General features: G+C 58.8%; 10 protein-coding genes. 5 read left to right on the top strand and 5 right to left on the bottom strand.

Going from position 1 to position 16,378, the window contains the following annotated elements; all coding sequences use genetic code 11:
* Positions 1-900: 900 nt before the first annotated feature.
* Entirely contained in the window at positions 901-1,491 is a 591-nt protein-coding gene (locus G494_RS0114015) for a carbonic anhydrase (RefSeq protein ID WP_028585049.1), read from the bottom strand.
* Between the two features lie 130 nt (positions 1,492-1,621).
* Between G494_RS0114015 and G494_RS26880 the strand changes: the two genes are divergently transcribed.
* Positions 1,622-1,831 carry a hypothetical protein gene (locus G494_RS26880; protein ID WP_153305879.1) on the top strand — a complete coding sequence of 70 codons (210 nt, stop codon included), beginning with the start codon at positions 1,622-1,624 and terminating at the stop codon, positions 1,829-1,831.
* 130 nt (positions 1,832-1,961) lie between these two features.
* Positions 1,962-2,972 (top strand): hypothetical protein, encoded by a 1,011-nt coding sequence (locus G494_RS0114010; protein WP_028585048.1) that lies wholly within the window; start codon positions 1,962-1,964, stop codon positions 2,970-2,972.
* A gap of 119 nt (positions 2,973-3,091) precedes the next feature.
* On the opposite strand, the gene G494_RS0114005 is transcribed toward G494_RS0114010, so the two are convergent.
* The 4 genes from G494_RS0114005 to G494_RS23585 form a co-directional block, all read right to left on the bottom strand.
* Positions 3,092-3,775 (bottom strand): HAD-IA family hydrolase, encoded by a 684-nt coding sequence (locus tag G494_RS0114005; RefSeq protein WP_051305707.1) that lies wholly within the window; start codon positions 3,773-3,775, stop codon positions 3,092-3,094.
* An 11-nt stretch (positions 3,776-3,786) separates the two neighbouring features.
* A complete protein-coding gene (gene mfd / locus G494_RS0114000) occupies positions 3,787-7,317 on the bottom strand; it encodes a transcription-repair coupling factor (protein ID WP_028585046.1) in 3,531 nt (1,176 codons plus the stop codon).
* A gap of 53 nt (positions 7,318-7,370) precedes the next feature.
* Positions 7,371-10,043: an outer membrane protein assembly factor BamA gene (gene bamA, locus G494_RS0113995; protein ID WP_028585045.1), complete on the bottom strand. Its 2,673-nt coding sequence runs from the start codon at positions 10,041-10,043 to the stop codon at positions 7,371-7,373.
* Positions 10,044-10,264: 221 nt separating this feature from the next.
* Positions 10,265-11,032 (bottom strand): lysophospholipid acyltransferase family protein, encoded by a 768-nt coding sequence (locus G494_RS23585; protein WP_232362557.1) that lies wholly within the window; start codon positions 11,030-11,032, stop codon positions 10,265-10,267.
* A gap of 320 nt (positions 11,033-11,352) precedes the next feature.
* On the opposite strand from G494_RS23585, the gene icd reads away from it, so the two are divergent.
* The 3 genes from icd to dnaA all read left to right on the top strand — a co-directional run bounded on the left by icd (position 11,353) and on the right by dnaA (position 15,423).
* Positions 11,353-12,570 carry an isocitrate dehydrogenase (NADP(+)) gene (gene icd / locus G494_RS0113985; protein WP_028585044.1) on the top strand — a complete coding sequence of 406 codons (1,218 nt, stop codon included), beginning with the start codon at positions 11,353-11,355 and terminating at the stop codon, positions 12,568-12,570.
* A gap of 119 nt (positions 12,571-12,689) precedes the next feature.
* The gene (locus G494_RS23580) at positions 12,690-13,454 is read left to right on the top strand and encodes a ComF family protein (protein WP_051305705.1); all 765 of its coding nucleotides are present in this window, start codon (positions 12,690-12,692) and stop codon (positions 13,452-13,454) included.
* A 640-nt stretch (positions 13,455-14,094) separates the two neighbouring features.
* The gene (gene dnaA, locus G494_RS0113975; RefSeq protein ID WP_028585043.1) at positions 14,095-15,423 is read left to right on the top strand and encodes a chromosomal replication initiator protein DnaA; all 1,329 of its coding nucleotides are present in this window, start codon (positions 14,095-14,097) and stop codon (positions 15,421-15,423) included.
* Positions 15,424-16,378 lie beyond the last annotated feature (955 nt).

The following is a 16,378-nucleotide window of genomic DNA, read 5'->3' as shown; positions in this document are numbered from 1 at the left end:
TACCCTCTTGTCCGCAAAGACGTCCATCCAGGCCTGCTCGGAAGGCCCGCTCTACATTGATGTCATGCCCGCGAAGGCGGGTATCCAGGCAGGTACACTCTCTACATTGAGGCCCCGAGATATCCCTTGGGGTTCAGCTCTCCCCTGGGTCCATCCCATCCCCTTCAGGAAAAGACGACAAGAGGACAAGAAGACCGGATGGAGACCAGGGGAGGCTACACGGTTCAACAAAGACTGGATTCCCGCCTGCGCGGGAATGACGGACTTCCGGATATCGACAGGCCTGGTCTAACATTCCAGCCTGCACGGAAATAACAGCCAGAGAATGAGTGACCGAGGGGGAGAGCTCCCGCTGCTTCCAGCCCATCACCTTTAGGACAAGACGACAAGAAGACCGGATGAAACCCCGGGGAGGCTGCACGCTTCATCCAGCTTCAGCAGAGACTGGATTCCCGCCTACGCGGGAATGACGGACTTCCGGATATCGACAGGCCTGGTCTAAAATTCCAGCCTGCACGGAAATAACAGCCAGAGAATAAGTGGCTGAGAGGGGAGGGAGTGACTGAGAGAAGGGAGTGACTGAGGGAGGAGGGGAAGGGGGCGATAAGAACAACAGGGCCGGCGGCGTGACCCGAGCTGAAGAGGAGACAGTCAGAGAGAACTCGAAGGAAAACCAGCGGCAGAAAAAGAAAAAGAGACGCAGGATTAGCCGCAAGCGCGGCCACCCTGCGTCAGCAAAACCGCCCCAAGAGAGACTGGAGGGTAGCTTGAATAATGAAATATTTTGTTCAAGGTCAAGGCATGTGATCAAAATCGCCACAGGTATACAAATGATATTCCGAGGAAACTTTTTTGAGCATAACGCCGAGATTGGGCAAAATAGCAGTTATCCAAGGGAGCCTAGAGCATAATGACCTTACCGCTGTCCAACTCGTAGAAGCAGGAGGCGACCTTGACCTTACCCTCCTTGACCAGATCGGCGACGATGGGCTCAGACTCCTCGATCTTGGTGGCCATATTCCTGGCCAGTTCCATGGAGGCATTATCCACGGGATTACCTTCCTGACCCTGCACATTCTTGACGGCGGCGTCAATGGGCGGCATCAGACTGGCGATATGACCGCCAAGCCGGGCTCCACCGGCAACCGCACTCACCGCTCCGCAGCAGGTATGGCCCATCACCAACACCAGGGGAGAGTTCAGGTGGGATACTGCATATTCAATACTTCCGAGAATCTGATCGTTGACAATATTTCCAGCCACCCGCAGGACAAAGAGATCGCCCAGGCCTTGATCAAAAATATCGACAGGAGGAACTCGGGAATCTGCACAGGTTAAGACTACCGCTATGGGCGCCTGGCCTTGCACCAGGCCGGCTCGTGACTCTTCACAATGATTAGGATGTTCCAGGGTACCCTTAATAAAACGCTCGTTGCCGGCCAGCAGCCGCTCAAGCGCCTCATTAGCGGTGGGTATTACGATTTCTTCCATCTCTATACACCTCCGTAGCAAACATGATAATTTCATAGAATGTCACAATGCGAACATCATTTATACCCTATCCCTCGAGCAAACTAAAGCTAAATATAAATTTTATAGATCAAAAATATTAGATTTATAGATGGCAGCACCCCCTGCCCTCCATGGCCATGGCAGCCACCCCCCCCCTCAACAGGGTCAGGTCCCCCTTCCCCTTGAAAAGACGACCATATCATCCTTTGCCCAGAAACTGGCCGAGGCGCCCCCAGGGGTTGAATTCCGTACCTGGGCTCCCCTTTCGCCCCCTAAAACCAGCCCTTTTAACAGGGATAAGGCGGCCAAGGCGGCATAAAATTCCCTTGCTGTTCATTCACAAATACACTAAAACCTTCACAGATATTTGAGCCGATTATGACTAGCTACCCCCACTTTGTGGTCGAGATGGCGGTGCAGTCAAGACTATTGACCTGGAGGAGTATTTCATGAAACAGAATCTCATGCGTGCCCCGCTGCTCAAGGCAGGAGCAGTGCTGCTAATCTTCATGCTGTTGGTCTACCTCACCGGTACCTCAGCCGAAGGCAGTGTATGGGGTGCCATCGCCGCCCTGGTGGTTGGTGCTATTCACCTGGTCCAGTGGGCCATTGGCATGGTTATCGGCCTGGCCGTCTGCCTGGCGGTCCTCTTCGGGATCTTTCTGGGTGCTGCAGCCATGGTTAACCGCGAGAGTTCCGCAGAGATGTATCAGGCACTGATCGTTAAGCTCAAGACCTGGCTCGCCGAAGGCCTGGCCAGTGTTGCCGAGATCAAAGCAGGCAGCGCTCAGCAGGCTGGACCTGACAGCGAACGGGAGACGGTCGTGGCCTCTGAGCTCCACAAGGTGGATGAGGTCCACAAGGCCCTGGACAACCGGCTGGAAGAGTTAAGCGCCAAGATCCATGCCCTGGAGGCCAAGATGGCCGCCTTTGTTCCCCACGACAAGCTCAAAGAGGTGGCCGAAGAGGTCAAGACCTCGGGCAGTGCCCTGGACAACCTCCACGAGGTGCTCGCCGGTCTGGAAACCAAGATTGAAGATGCCGCCGCTAAGCTCAAGGAGGTCTCTTCGGAAAAACTCCTGGGCGACCTGCCCCATCGCCTGAGTCACATCGAGCAGAAGGACGTGGCCAGCAAGGAGGACATCAAGCCCCTGGTTGACCTGGTGGAGCGGCTGCAGCTCGAGGTGCAGGACTCCATTGCCGGGATTGCCCAGAGCCATCCGGAGGAAGAAGTAGGGGCTGCTGCAGCCGAGGAGGAGCACCGGCTGTTCAGCTACTTTGAGGATACGGCAGACCAGGAGCGAATCGCCGCCCTGGTTGAAGAGACCCTGCAAAAGGATATGACCTATGCCCAGGTGATGAATCATCTGGTCAAGGAGATGGGGGCGGAAAAGGGACAGATCATCTCTGACCACCCCTCTCTGGCCAAGGATTATATCCGCCAGTGCCGACGCGGCTGAGCCCTGCCTCACCCCCTCGGCCCGACAAACAAAAAAGGCTGCCTCTGGTAAAGAGGCAGCCTTTTTTTTTATCCATCCTGGGGCCCTGGGCGGATGCGGAGCTCCGCTCGTCCTTTGCCCTACCTGGGCAGCAGCTCCTTGAAGTATTCAATGGAGGGGAAACGGCAGGAATAGCGGGTCCGTTGACGGCTGCTCGGACGAGCCACAAAGAGCAGATGGCCCATGCCGTACTGCTCGGCAGAAAAGAGCACCTGCTCGGTGTCATCCACCAGCAGGGTTCGCTTCCGGTCGAAGTTGAGCATTTTCTCCAGGCCCTCCCAGAACAAGGGTTCCTCCTTGGCCAGACCCACCTCTGCCGCACAGACCACCCGATCGAACCAGGGGCCGATGGCCGTCCTCTCGAGCTTGATGGAGAGGGTACTGGCATGGGCATTGGTCACCAGATAGAGGTTTTTGCGCATCTGCAGGCAGAACTCCAGAAACTCGATCACATAGGGGTGCACCCCGATCAGATGGTTGATCCGCAGCTTGAGCTCAGGAATATCCAGCCCCAACTCCCTGGACCAGAAATCCGTGTCTGCCCAGGCCAGGGTGTTCTCTACCTGGCAGTAGCGGGAGAGCAGCTCTTTCTTGGCCGCCTCCACGGAGATCCCGTGGATCAGACTGTAGTGCTCGGGCAGGTACTGTTCCCAGAAATAGTCATCAAAATGTTTATCCAGGAGCGTACCGTCCATGTCCAGGAGGACCGTGTCGATATCATCCCATGAAAATTCGGCTGTTTTTTTATGACAGTGTTCGTGCATGCACATCATTCCTAAAGGCGATCCAAGAGAGCGGCGATCTGCTGGAACAGGTTTTGCTCAGAGTTCAGCGGTACAATGAGACGATTGTCCGGGGTCAGGCGTACGACGACTGCTGACCGGTTCTTCTTGGCAGCCTTGACGGATTGATTCACCAGCTCCAGGAGGCGTTGGGGCTCCACCGGGGTCTGCTCGACAAAGCTGAGGATAAAGGTGCCTGGCCCCTGCTCCAACTTGTTGATCCCCAGGGGACCGAGCCGTTGCTTGAGCTGGATGATCCGGAGCAGGTTGGAGGCCTCCACAGGCAGGGGACCGTAGCGATCCTCCAGCTCTTCGCTGAGCTCCTCCAAGGCCGCATCCGTGCCGCTGCCCAGGGCGGAGATCCGCCGATAGAGCTGGTAGCGCTGGGAGGTCTCCATCACATAGCGGTCCGGCAGGAAGGCTGCCAACTGCAGCTTCACCTCGGGATCCACCTCCATGGGCGGTTGTTCTCCCTCCGGGGTTGCGGCCTGCTTCTTTAAATCCGCCACCGTGGCCTGGAGCAGTTCCAGGTAGAGATCATAGCCCACCGCAGCGATGTGACCGGACTGGGAGACCCCCAGGAGGTTGCCCCCGCCCCTGATCTGGAGATCGTTCATGGCCAGCTTAAAGCCGCCGCCCAGCTCGGAATGATCCATCAGGGCCCGAAGACGCTTCTTGGCATCCTTGCTCAACTGCTCCAGGGAGGGGACAAAGAGGTAGGCAAAGGCCTGGCGTGAGGAGCGGCCCACCCGGCCCCGGAGCTGATAGATATCAGCCAGACCGAGATGATCGGCCCGGTTGATCAGGATGGTGTTGGCATTGGGGATATCCAGGCCCGACTCGATGATGGTGGTACAGACCAGGATATCCAGCTCATGGTTGATGAACTGGACCATGACCTCTTCCAGCTGGGGCCCGGTCATCTGGCCGTGGGCAATGCCGATCCGGGCATGGGGCACCAGGGAGGCGATGTTTTCCGCCACCCGGTAGATGGTCCTGACCCGGTTGTGGACAAAGAAGAGCTGGCCGCCGCGGAGCAGCTCCCGCTGGGCCGCCTCCCGGATCACCAGCTGATCATGCTTGGCCAGAAAGGTCTTCACCGAGCGCCGTTGCTGGGGCGGGGTGGAGATCACCGACAGGTCCCTTATGCCCAGAAGCGACATCTGCAGGGTCCGGGGGATGGGGGTGGCGGTCAGGGTGAGGACATCCACCGAGGCCTTGAACTTCTTGATCTTCTCCTTATGGCTGACCCCGAAGCGATGTTCCTCATCGATGATCAACAGTCCCAGCCGGCTGAAGTTGATATCCTTGGAGAGCAGCCGGTGGGTGCCCACCACCAGGTCGATGCTCCCCTCGGCCAGGCCGGCGCTGATCTCCTTCTGCTGCTTGCTGGTGCGAAAACGGTTCAGGCAGGCCACCTCCACCGGAAAGGAGGTGAAACGATCCCTGAAGGTGGCGGCATGCTGCTCGGCCAGGACCGTGGTCGGAACCAGCACCGCCACCTGGAAGCCATCCTCGATCACCTTGAAGGCGGCCCGGGCGGCCACCTCGGTCTTGCCGTACCCCACATCGCCGCAGACCAGCCGGTCCATGGGCTGACCACTGGTGAGATCGGCCAGGGTCTCATCGATGGCCTTGGCCTGACCCGGGGTCTCGTCAAAGGGAAAGGATTCCTCCAGCTCCCGATAGAGCTCTCCGGGAGGCGAAAACTGATGCCCCTTGCGCATGGCCCGCTGACCATAGATCTCCAGGAGTTCCTGGGCCACCTTCCAGACCGCATCGGTGACCTTCTTCTTGGTGGCCAGCCAGCGCTGTGAGCCCAGGCTGTCCAGCTTGGGTTGCTGGTCGGTCAGCCCCTGGTAGCGACTGACCCAGTGGAGTTTATCCACCGGCACGTAGAGTTTATCCTCATTGCGGTAGACCAGGAGCATGAAGTCGCCCCTGGTACCGGAGATCTCCATGTTGACCAGTTCCTGGAAGATGCCCACCCCATGTTCCCGATGGACCACCACATCGCCGCTGTTCAGCTGATCCAGGGGCAGTGGTTCGCCCTCGCTGAAACGTTGATCCCTGCGGCGCTTCTTCTGCAGGCGCTGATCACCGAAGAGCTCGGTGGCCGAGACCAGGTGAATCTTCTCCTCAACCAGATCAAAGCCCTGGCTTAGGGGCTGATCCAGGAGCAGGACCTCGTCTGCGTCCCTGGGTCCGCCGAGATCCAGGGGGGGGGCCACCAGCCGGGAGCGCAGCTGATAGTTGCCAAGCATCTCGCCCAGGTGTTTGGCCCGGCGGCTGGAGCTGCAGGCCAAGAGGGTGAGCTCTCCCTGCTGCTGCCAGGCGATGATCCGATCCGCCAGCGGGGCAAGCAGCCCCCGCTTCTTCCGCTGCAACTCGATCTCCTGGCGGAGCAGACTGTGGTCACCGGTACGGAGCTCGGTCGGCGGCTGGTCGCTCTCCGGGTCCGGCAAGTGGACGATATGGGCCAGGGTTCGCCCGGCGCAGGCCCCCATCACCTGCTCGGTGGAGACAAAGAGCTCTTCCGGGGGAAAGGCGACCACCTGGTTGGCCAGGGCCTCCTGATGGTTGGCGGCGATCCGCTCATGGACCAGATCCATCTGCCTGCGGATGGCCGGAGGATCATAGAGGATCACCCCAGCCCCCTCGGGCAGGTAATCGGTCAGGGTGGGCAGGGGCGCTGTCCCCCCGTAGAGCAGGGGCAGGAGAAACTCGATCCCGGGAAAGCGGTACTCCTGGGCCAGCCGCTCCCTGAGCAGACGGCACTCTTCCCGGGGCCAACGGTAGCGCTCCTCTGCCTCTGCCAGGGCCTGCTGCCAGACCGGCCTGCCTGCCGAGACCGGAAAGAGGACATCCGAGGCCGGCAGGAGAATGGCCTCCTCCAGCTCGCTCTCCGAGCGCTGGCTGAGGGGATTAAAGAGCCGGATGGACTCCAGGGTATCACCAAAAAAATCCAGACGCAGGGGGCCGCTCAGCTGGCGATCCGAGGCCGGGGGAAAGAGATCCACAATCCCGCCGCGGATGGCCATATCCCCCTGGCGACAGACCAGTTCACAGCTCTGGTAACCGCCGGCAGTCAGGTTCTGAATCAGTCCCTCCCGATCGATCTCCTCACCGGCCATGATCAGCTCACAGCGATCTGCGAACACCGACCGGGGCAGGATCCGGCGCAGAAGCGCCTCTGCCGAGGTGAGGACTATGAGCGGCTCTGTCTCCTCCTGGAGGCGGTAGAGGGTGGAGAGGCGGGTGCCCACGGTAACCGCATCAGGGGAGAGCGGGGTATAGGGAGGGATCTCGAAACTGGGATAGACCAGAACCGGCGCCGGGGAGAACAGGGCCAGATCCCGGGCAAAGCTCTCCAGCTGTTCTTCGGCGGGCAGGACGCAGCAGAGCGTCCGCCGGCGCTCTGCCAGCACCCTGCTGAGGAACAGGGCTGCAGAGGCGCCGTTCATCCCGCTGATCTCCAGGGGAACGGAACCATCCGCGCCCAGTCGTTGAATGGTCGACTGCATACTCGGCTTATCTCTGGGAATGGGAGGCGATCTCTAAACGGTCGAAAGGCCGCCTAGAAGGTACCGCCCATGCTGAAATCCCAGTTAGAGCTGTCTTCACCCTCCTGGCGATCCAGGTTGAAGCCCCAGGCCAGGCGAAGCGGCCCCAGGGGAGAGAGCCAGAGGATCCCCACACCGGCGGTCTTCTTGATCTCGCTGAAGTCCCAGTTGTCCTCCACCCCGTAGACATTACCGAAATCGGTGAAGACTTCCCCCTGCATGCCCATGTCCGTAAGCAGCGGAAAGATGACCGAGAGCGTACCGTACCACATCTTGTCGCCACCGATCTTTTCGCCGGTCACCGGGTCCACAGGACTGATGGAGAGGGACTCGAAGCCGCGGATGGAGTTCATTCCGCCCAGGTAGAAGTGTTCGTAGACCGGCAGCTTGTCCTCTTCATTGGCAAAGGCCTGACCAGCCGCAGCCTTGGCATGGAAGATGGTCTCCCAGACCATGGGGAACCACCAGGAGGAGGAGCCCTCCACCTTGGTGAACTGGGCATCACCGCCCAGGGGACCGCCGGCATACTTGACACTGACCGAATTCCTGGAGCCATTGCTGGGGGAGAAGCCCCGGTTACGGGTATCCCGGACCAGGGAGAAACGGACCGAGCTGGTCAGATTGATATCCTTGGACCGGATGATCACCTGGGAGGCACCGTCTTTGATATCGGTCAGATGGGTATCGGCGATGGTGTAGCCGTAGTAGCTGTACCAGCGCTCGAAGAAGGGATGGCCGAAACGTACCCCGGCACCGGTGGAGTCCTTGGTATAGTCGTCATACTTCTTTTCCCAGTTAAAGACGTCGAAACCGGCCGAGACCTTGGAGTCAAAGATCCTGGGGTTGGTGAAGTTGAGGTTATAACGCGCCGTCTTGCTGCTCAGGTTGGCGGTCAGGGCCAGCCGGTTACCGGTGCCCAGGAAGTTGTCTTCGGTGATCTCGCCCATCACCAGCACGTTTTCCGAGGAAGAGTAGCCGGCCCCGATACTGAACTGACCGGTGGACTTCTCCTTGATGTCCACCAGGACATCCATCTGATCTTCATTCAGGGTCGGCTTGGGGGTGACCGTGACCTCTTCAAAAAAGCCCAGCCGCTGGAGTTTCTGGGTCGAGGTGCGGATGGCCTTGGAATCAAAGACGCCCCCCTCCTTGACCTGCAGATCCCTGCGGATGACGTTGTCACGGGTGCGGGTGTTGCCCTGGATCTCCACCCGGTTGAAGTAGACCAGCGAGCCCTTGCTCACCTTGAAGAGGATATTCACCCGCTTGCCCTGATCGGTCTTGTCGATCTTGGGGAAGACCCGGGCAAAGGCATAGCCGTGTTCGGCGTAGAGATCGGTGAGCCGGGTGGTATCCTCCCGGAGGACCTGACGGTTGAGAAAGGGTTCCTGCCTGATCTGCAGCCTGGAGATCAGCTGCTCCTTGTCCTCAATCAGGTCACCCTCAACCTCGACCATGCCCACCCGGTAACGCGGTCCCTCTTCGATGGGAAAGGTGATGAAGAGGCTGTCCTCCTTCTGCTCCACCTGGGGGCTGCCCACCTTGGCCTCGATAAAGCCGTGGTTCTGGTAGTAGGCACCGATACGGGCGGCATCCTGGTTCAGGATATCCATCTTCAGGACCCCGGCCTCGGTCAGCCAGGAGAGCCACCAGCTGTAGGTGCCGGTCTGGATGATCTCGGCCAGCTCGTCATCCTCAAAGGCGGTGTTGCCCTGGAAGGTGATCTCTTCGATGGTGATCTTGTCCCCCTCCTCAATGACCAGACGCACCTCGGCGCTCTCAGGGTTGGGATAGTTGATGGTCGCCGCGACCTGGGTGTTGTAGTAGCCCTTGGACTTATAGAGTTCCCTGACCCTGGCCACGGCATCGTTGACCTTGGCGGGATTGAGGATGGTGTTCACCGGGATATTGGCGGCGTCGCGGACATCCTTTTCCTTGATGTGATCGGTGCCCGAGATCACCACCTGACCGATCAGGGGTTTTTCTTCGACCCTGAAGAGGATCTTCTTGCCGGTATCGCTGTCCGTGGCCTCGATTTCGACGTTATCGAAGTAGCCCATGCCAAAGACCGCCTTCAGGTCCCGGCGGAGTCCTGCCGGATCGTAGAGATCTCCGGGTTCGGTGCTGATCTTACGCAAGATCGCCCCGGCATCGATTCGCTCGTTACCGGCTGGGGCGATGGAGGCAACGGTGAAGCTCCGATTGGCGTAACTCATGGCCTCGCCCACGGCCTCGCTCAGCAGCCGCCTGAGATCTTCCAGGGAATCGCTCTCCCGGAAAGAGGTATAGGGCGCACCGGGCTGGAGCAGGTCGAACACGGCATAGTCGAGGCTATAGCTGGCTCCGAGCTGGGTGAGACTGCCCACGGCCACATAATCGGCATCCGTGGTCTTGGCAAGGCTACGGAGCACGGCCGCGCCCGGCGGCCAGCTCTTCCGGTAGTCGACAACTCGGGCTGCCTCGCTCCTGGAGATGGCCTGGTAGCCCTGTTCGGCAAGGGCCTCTTCCAGGGCCGTGTCGGCCGCTGCCGTCAACCTCTGGGGATCCGGCGAATTTATCTTCAGCGGCAGAAAGACCGTATTCTGTTCCATGGCCTGGACCGCTGCGCCGCAGCACAGCCCGGCCATGACCAGCAGGAGCACTAATCCTGATAAACGTGTATTCTGAAATCGTGTCAACAACTGCATGAAAGAGATTCCCGTGGAAATGAGTGTGTAGCCTGGAAGGCACCCTGTCCGGAGCCGGCCTGGAGTACCGCCAACGGGCGCCCCCAGGCACAGGGCCCGTGATGCCCGGCACATTGCCGGCTATTATTACATGTTCCTCTATTTTTGCAAAGAATTATAATGTGATCGCCTGGATATCGGCCGGGCTGCGGCCGCCGGGAGAGCGGCAGACCAGGCCCCGCTCAGAGCTGCTCCGCGGCTCCGGGAGCATCCTCTGCCGCCTGGCTGGTGCTGTCCAGGAGGGTGCCCACGGCCCGGTGCAGGGACTGGGCCAGGGCCTGCTTGTCCTTGGACTTGTAGTGATCCGTAGCCTGGGGCTCGCCGATGCGGATGACCACGGTACCGCTTTTTGCCAACCAGCGCCCCTTGGGCAGCACCTGGTAGGAACCGTTGATCCCCAGGGGGACCACCGGCACCCCGGCCTTGATGGCCAGGAGGATGGCCCCGCCCTTAAACTCCTGGAGCCGGCCGTCATCGCTGCGGGTCCCCTCGGGAAAGATCAGCACCGAAGAGCCGGCTGCGATCCGTTTGGCAGCATCATCCAGGCTGCGCACTGCCTGGCGCCCCCGGGAGCGGTCAATGGGGATAAAGCCGACCTTGGTCATGGTCTGGCCAAAGATGGGAATCCGGAACAGCTCCTTTTTGGCAATCCATTTGAAGCTGTGGGGGAAGTAGCCCTGAAAGCAGAAGATATCAAACTGACTGCTATGGTTGGCGGCAAAGATATAGGTCTGCTCGGGCTCAATATGTTCCAAGCCCTCCACCTCCACCCGGACACCGGCCAGCCAACAGATGGCTCGTCCCCAGAAGAGGGGGAAGATCGCGGCCTTTTCCATGGATCGTCTGAAAAAGGTCATATCCAGCCAGGCCAGGAGGGAGACGCCAAAGGTCATGGGCACGGCCACAACCAGGGTAACGATGCCGCGAAGGTACTGAACAAACGATATCATAGTGTTCATCCGACTCAGGGGATAAGGGTGATAAGGGGAGAGTTTGCTCCTCCTCTCTCTACGCTTGACGAATTCCTGCTTGCAAAGGCGGGCCGCCATGCACAATAGATATATACAAGGACCGATAAATTCTGCAACGTTATCCAGTAAGGCCAAAGGCAATGCTGCTCCAACTCACCTGCCGACCGGGACAAGGCTGCAGTGGTCGTTGACGGATAACAGCTTATCGAATATATTCCTAAGCTTTTGTGCTTTTCAAGCACTGTCTTTACTCTAATAAACTGTTGTAATTGGATGGTTATCTAAACGAGGAGGCTGTTTTGGCTGGAGATATTATCACAATAAACACTGACGGTTCGCTCAATGTCACCGATACCCCCACGATCCCCTATATAGAAGGTGACGGCATCGGACCGGATATCTGGGCCGCTGCCCGGAATGTTGTCGATGCAGCTATAAAAAAGACCTATACAGGCCAAAAGAAGATCAACTGGCTGGAAATATTTGCCGGTGAAAAGGCGCTGGACACCACCGGTGAGTGGCTGCCCCAGGAGACCCTTGACGCCCTGAAAAAATATGTGGTCGGTATTAAGGGCCCCCTGACCACCCCGGTTGGCGAGGGCATGCGCAGCCTCAACGTGACCCTGCGCCAGGTGCTCGACCTCTATGCCTGCGTCCGCCCGGTTCGCTACTATCAGGGGGTGGTCTCGCCGGTCAAGGAGCCGGGAGATGTGGACATGGTCATCTTTCGGGAAAACACCGAAGATGTCTATGCCGGGATCGAGTGGCAGGCCGGCACCGACCAGGCCAACAAGGTGATCGAGTTCCTCAGAAACGAAATGGGCGCCGATATTCGCGACAACTCCGGGATCGGGATCAAACCGATCTCCGAATTCGGGACCAAACGTTTGGTCCGCAAGGCCATCCAGTATGCCATCGATCACCAGCGCGACTCGGTCACCCTGGTCCACAAGGGCAACATCATGAAGTTCACCGAAGGGGCCTTCCGCAACTGGGGCTATGAACTGGCTGCCGAAGAGTTCGCGGATATCACCATCTCCGAAGACGATCTCTGGAAACACCATAACGGAGAGCTGCCCCCGGGCAAGATCCTGATCAAGGATCGGATCGCCGATGCCATGTTCCAGCAGATCCTGCTCCGACCCAGGGAGTACTCGGTCCTGGCCATGCCCAACCTGAACGGTGACTATATGTCCGATGCCCTGGCTGCCCAGGTCGGCGGCCTGGGGATTGCGCCCGGCGCCAACATCGGCGACGGGGTCGCCCTGTTTGAGGCCACCCACGGCACGGCGCCCAAGTATGCCGGTCTGGACAAGGTCAACCCCGGCTCGGTGCTGCTCTCTGCGGTGATGATGCTGGAGTACCTGGGCTGGCAGGAGGCGGCAGATGCCATCAAGACCGCCCTGGAGACCACCATCGGCGACAAGACCGTTACCTATGACCTGGCCCGGCTGATGGACGGTGCCACCGAGCTCTCCTGCTCTGCCTTTGGGGAGGCCATCATCGCCAACCTCTAAGGGCACTCCGGATGGTCCGGCCATGGCTTGAGGAAATCCTGAACAGAGAGCTTGTTCAGGATCACAGCCTGCGAGAAAAATTACCACAGGTATCCAAATGATATTCCGAGGATAATTTTTTGAGCATCACGCAGAAACTGGGCAGGATACCCCTTATCCAGGGGACCCTTGAGGCACTGCAGGACCTGCTCTTTCCACCCTACTGTCTCGGCTGTCAGCGGCGGCTGGATCACTCCCGGCCGCCGCTGCTCTGCGCAGACTGTTGCCAGGCGCTCAGCTTTATCACCCCACCCTACTGTCTCGGCTGCGGCCTGCCCTTTGCCGGCGGCAGCAGCCACCTCTGCGGCCTCTGCCTCCAACACCATTACGCCTTTGATCGGGCCTGCTCCGCCCTGGCCTACACACCGCCGGTCAGCAGCCTGCTCCTGGCCCTGAAATTTTCCGGCCAGACCACCGTGGTGGCCACCCTGGCCGCCCTGGTCCGGGAGTCGGGTGCGTGCACCCTGCTGCACCCCCCGGACCTGATCCTGCCGGTCCCCCTCCACCGGCTGCGCCTGCGTGAACGAGGCTTTAACCAGGCCATGCTCCTGAGCAGACACTGCTTTCCCCAGTGGCGGAACCGAATCGCACCGGAACTGCTCCAGCGCGTCCGTGCGACCAGGCCCCAATCCCAACTCAGCGGCCGCCAGCGGAGGAGCAACCTTAAGGGCTCGTTCCAGCTCAAGTCCAGCTCAGCCCTCAGGGGCAAGCATCTCCTCCTGGTGGACGATGTCTTCACCTCGGGCAGCACGGTCAACGAGTGCGCCAAAACCCTGCGCCGGGCAAAGCCCGCAGCCATCGAAGTCTTCACCCTGAGCCGAAGCCTGGACAAGGGACAGTCCTAAGCCCCTTGCTCCTGCTCGACCGCGCCTCCTGCACCAGCCCCATCAACAGCACGATGTTTCAACGAAACCTCAGCAGCTTACAAGACCGACACTTCCTGCTAAGCACCGGATTCGCCACCAGATCCAGCCGCCGGGCTGAAGATTTCCATCCACTGAAAAAAACAAAATCGAGCAAGAAAAAAAGACATTTTTTTTCCCCCCCTGCCGGAACGGAAAACCCGCAGCAGAGGGCAATTAAAACAATGCCTCGGCCCATAAGCCATATTTAGAGCATTAAAGAGTTTTATGGAGGAAAATGCAGCTGTACGGAGTTAAGGCTCTGTTAACAAATTGTTAATAACTTGTTCAAGTTCAACTCATCTCCATGTATTTCCGACTCTTTACGAAAATGCTCAGAAAACAGACGATCCAACAGGGAGATGTAGCCCAAGCCCCCTGTATACCCTGAATCTACCATTATCCTCAAATTTGTGGATTTAAGATTGATTTACCCCTCCAAATCAGGCCATATGAATTTTGACCGCAAATCGGATTTTCAGTACATCAGGGCCAAGACAAACGCCGCTGTTCAGGCTGTCATTCTCAGCCGATTTTTCAACCGACTACCATAGACTTTTTTTACCCCAAGGAACTCACCCCCATGGTCTGGAATGCGATCAAATCTTCTCTGTTGTCCTCTCTGCCTGAAAGCGAATTCAATCTCTGGATTAATCCGCTTGAGTGCAGACAGCAGGACGATGAGAGTATAGAGCTCATCGGACCTGACCGCTTCTTCTGTGCCTGGGTGCAGGATCACTATCTGAACCGGATAAACGCTGCAGCCCAGAAGATCGGGATGACGCCCAAGATCAAGCTGGGAGTGGCGGGAAAGGCGGCTGCACCTGTGGTCAAGAGCACCACCAGAGAACAGCTCAGCCTCCCCGGGATGAGCGTGGACCAGACCCGCTTCCGCAGCCTCCACCCGGCCTATACCTTTGACCAGTTCATGGTGGGCGAATCCAACGTCCTGGCCCAGTCGGCCTGCACGGCCCTGGCTACGGGAGATCGTTCCTATGGCAACTGTCTGTTCATGAACAGCTCCACCGGACTGGGCAAGAGTCACCTGACCCAGGCCGTGGTCCACCAGGTCTTCAATGCCGCTCCAGGGACCCGGCTCCAGTACCTCACTGCCCAGCAGTTTACTGCGGATATGGTCCAGAGCCTGCGGACCAACTCCATGGAGCAGTTTTCCAGAAAGTATGTCAACAGCTGTGATATGCTCCTGCTCGAGGATGTCCACACCCTCACCGGCAAGACCAAGACCCAGGAGGAGCTCAACACCATCCTGGATTACCTGATCAAGTCAGGCCGACGGGTCATTCTCACCTCGGCCGTGTCTCCCAACAAGCTCAAGGGACTGGACGAGGATTTCCGCAGCCGGATGACCTCCGGACTGGTCACCGGCATAGAGGCCCCTGATTACGAGACCAAGGTACGGATCATCGACCACAAGCTCAGGGGCCACAGTCTGAATCTGGAGGATGAGCTGGTCGACTACATGGCGCGCAAGCTCAACGGCGATATTCGCAGGATGGAGAGTACCATCATCGGGCTCAAGGCCAAGTCACGGCTGCGCAAGCAGCCGCCGGATATGGCACTGATCCGGGAGTTACTCTCCGGGATGGTCTCTGCCGGGACCGCCGATTTGACCACCGAGGGCATCCGCAGCTTTGTCAGCGAGCAGTTCAAGGTCAGCACCGATGACCTGCGCTCCCGCTCCCGCAAGCGTTCCATCACCTTCCCCCGACAGGTGGGGATGTACCTGACCCGGAAGTATACCAAGAAGTCCCTGGCCGAAATCGGGGGCGCCTACAACCGTGACCACTCCACCGTGCTCCACTCGGTCAAGGTGATCACCAAGAACATGACCCGCCAGGCCGGCACCAAGGAACAGATCGAGATGCTCTGTACCAAGCTCAAGGCAGACTAAGGGGTAGCTTGGAAAATTAGATTTTTCGATCAAGGTCAAGGCAGGCGATAAACTTTACCGCAGGCATACACCTGATATTCCGAGGATAAAACCTTGAGCGCAACGCCGAGGCTGGAAGAAAAAGCCATTTTTCAAGGTGGCCTAAGGGGTATCAAGATATCTTAGAGGGTGAATCCGGGCGAGAGATCTATCCTCACCCGCACTCTCTCCGTCACACCCGGGCATTCCGTCATGTCATGCCCCTGCTTTCACCTTCATGCCCGCGCCGTTAGCATCACTCCCGCGTCTTTGCCGTCATGCCTGCGTTTTTACCGCCTTGTCCGCGAAGACGTCCATATATGCTTGCTCAGAAACCCCTCTCTACCTCGACGTCATGCCCGCGAAGGCGAGTATCCAGGCCGCTACACGCTCTACACAGAGGGTCCGGAGAAGATCCCTTGGGGGGGACATGTCCCCCTGCGTCCATTCCATCCCATTCCCTTAGGAAAAGACGACAAGAGGACAAGAAGACCGGATGGAGACCCGGGGAGGATGCACGCTTCATCCAGCTTCAGCAAAGACTGGATTCCCGCCTGCGCGGGCGTGACGGGCTTCAGGATAGCGGCAGGCCTGGTCTGGAAGACCGCCTGCTGGGGATAACTGCCAAGAAGAGACGACATCTATCCTGACACAGGGGGGGGGAGTGACCGAGGGGGAGAGCCCCAGCTGCTCACCGGGAGGCAGGTACGGATTGAACCAGAGGGCTTCATATTCAGGCATGCACTCGTTCTCTCCGTCATGCCCGCGTTTTTTTCCCTCTTGTCCGCAAAGACGTCCATCCATGCTGGCTCAGAAACCCCGCTCTCCCTCGACGTCATACCCGCGAAGGCGGGTATCCAGGTTGGTACACGCTCTACACCGAGGGTCCGGAGAAATCCAGATCCGTTGGGGCGGGGGCTTGTCCCCCTGCGTCCAT

Source organism: Desulfogranum mediterraneum DSM 13871, assembly GCF_000429965.1.
GTDB classification, from domain to species: domain Bacteria; phylum Desulfobacterota; class Desulfobulbia; order Desulfobulbales; family Desulfobulbaceae; genus Desulfogranum; species Desulfogranum mediterraneum.
This window is presented reverse-complemented; position numbering and strand designations above follow the sequence as displayed.

Bases quoted from the DNA above. Each gene is read 5' to 3' on its own strand.
- G494_RS0114015 (WP_028585049.1), bottom strand. From the start codon at position 1,491: ATGGAAGAAATCGTAATACCCACCGCTAATGAGGCGCTTGAGCGGCTG.
- mfd (WP_028585046.1), bottom strand. From the start codon at position 7,317: ATGCAGTCGACCATTCAACGACTGGGCGCGGATGGTTCCGTTCCCCTG.
- G494_RS26880 (WP_153305879.1), top strand. From the start codon at position 1,622: ATGGCAGCACCCCCTGCCCTCCATGGCCATGGCAGCCACCCCCCCCCT.
- bamA (WP_028585045.1), bottom strand. From the start codon at position 10,043: ATGCAGTTGTTGACACGATTTCAGAATACACGTTTATCAGGATTAGTG.
- G494_RS0114010 (WP_028585048.1), top strand. From the start codon at position 1,962: ATGAAACAGAATCTCATGCGTGCCCCGCTGCTCAAGGCAGGAGCAGTG.
- G494_RS0114005 (WP_051305707.1), bottom strand. From the start codon at position 3,775: ATGCACGAACACTGTCATAAAAAAACAGCCGAATTTTCATGGGATGAT.
- G494_RS23585 (WP_232362557.1), bottom strand. From the start codon at position 11,032: ATGATATCGTTTGTTCAGTACCTTCGCGGCATCGTTACCCTGGTTGTG.
- dnaA (WP_028585043.1), top strand. From the start codon at position 14,095: ATGGTCTGGAATGCGATCAAATCTTCTCTGTTGTCCTCTCTGCCTGAA.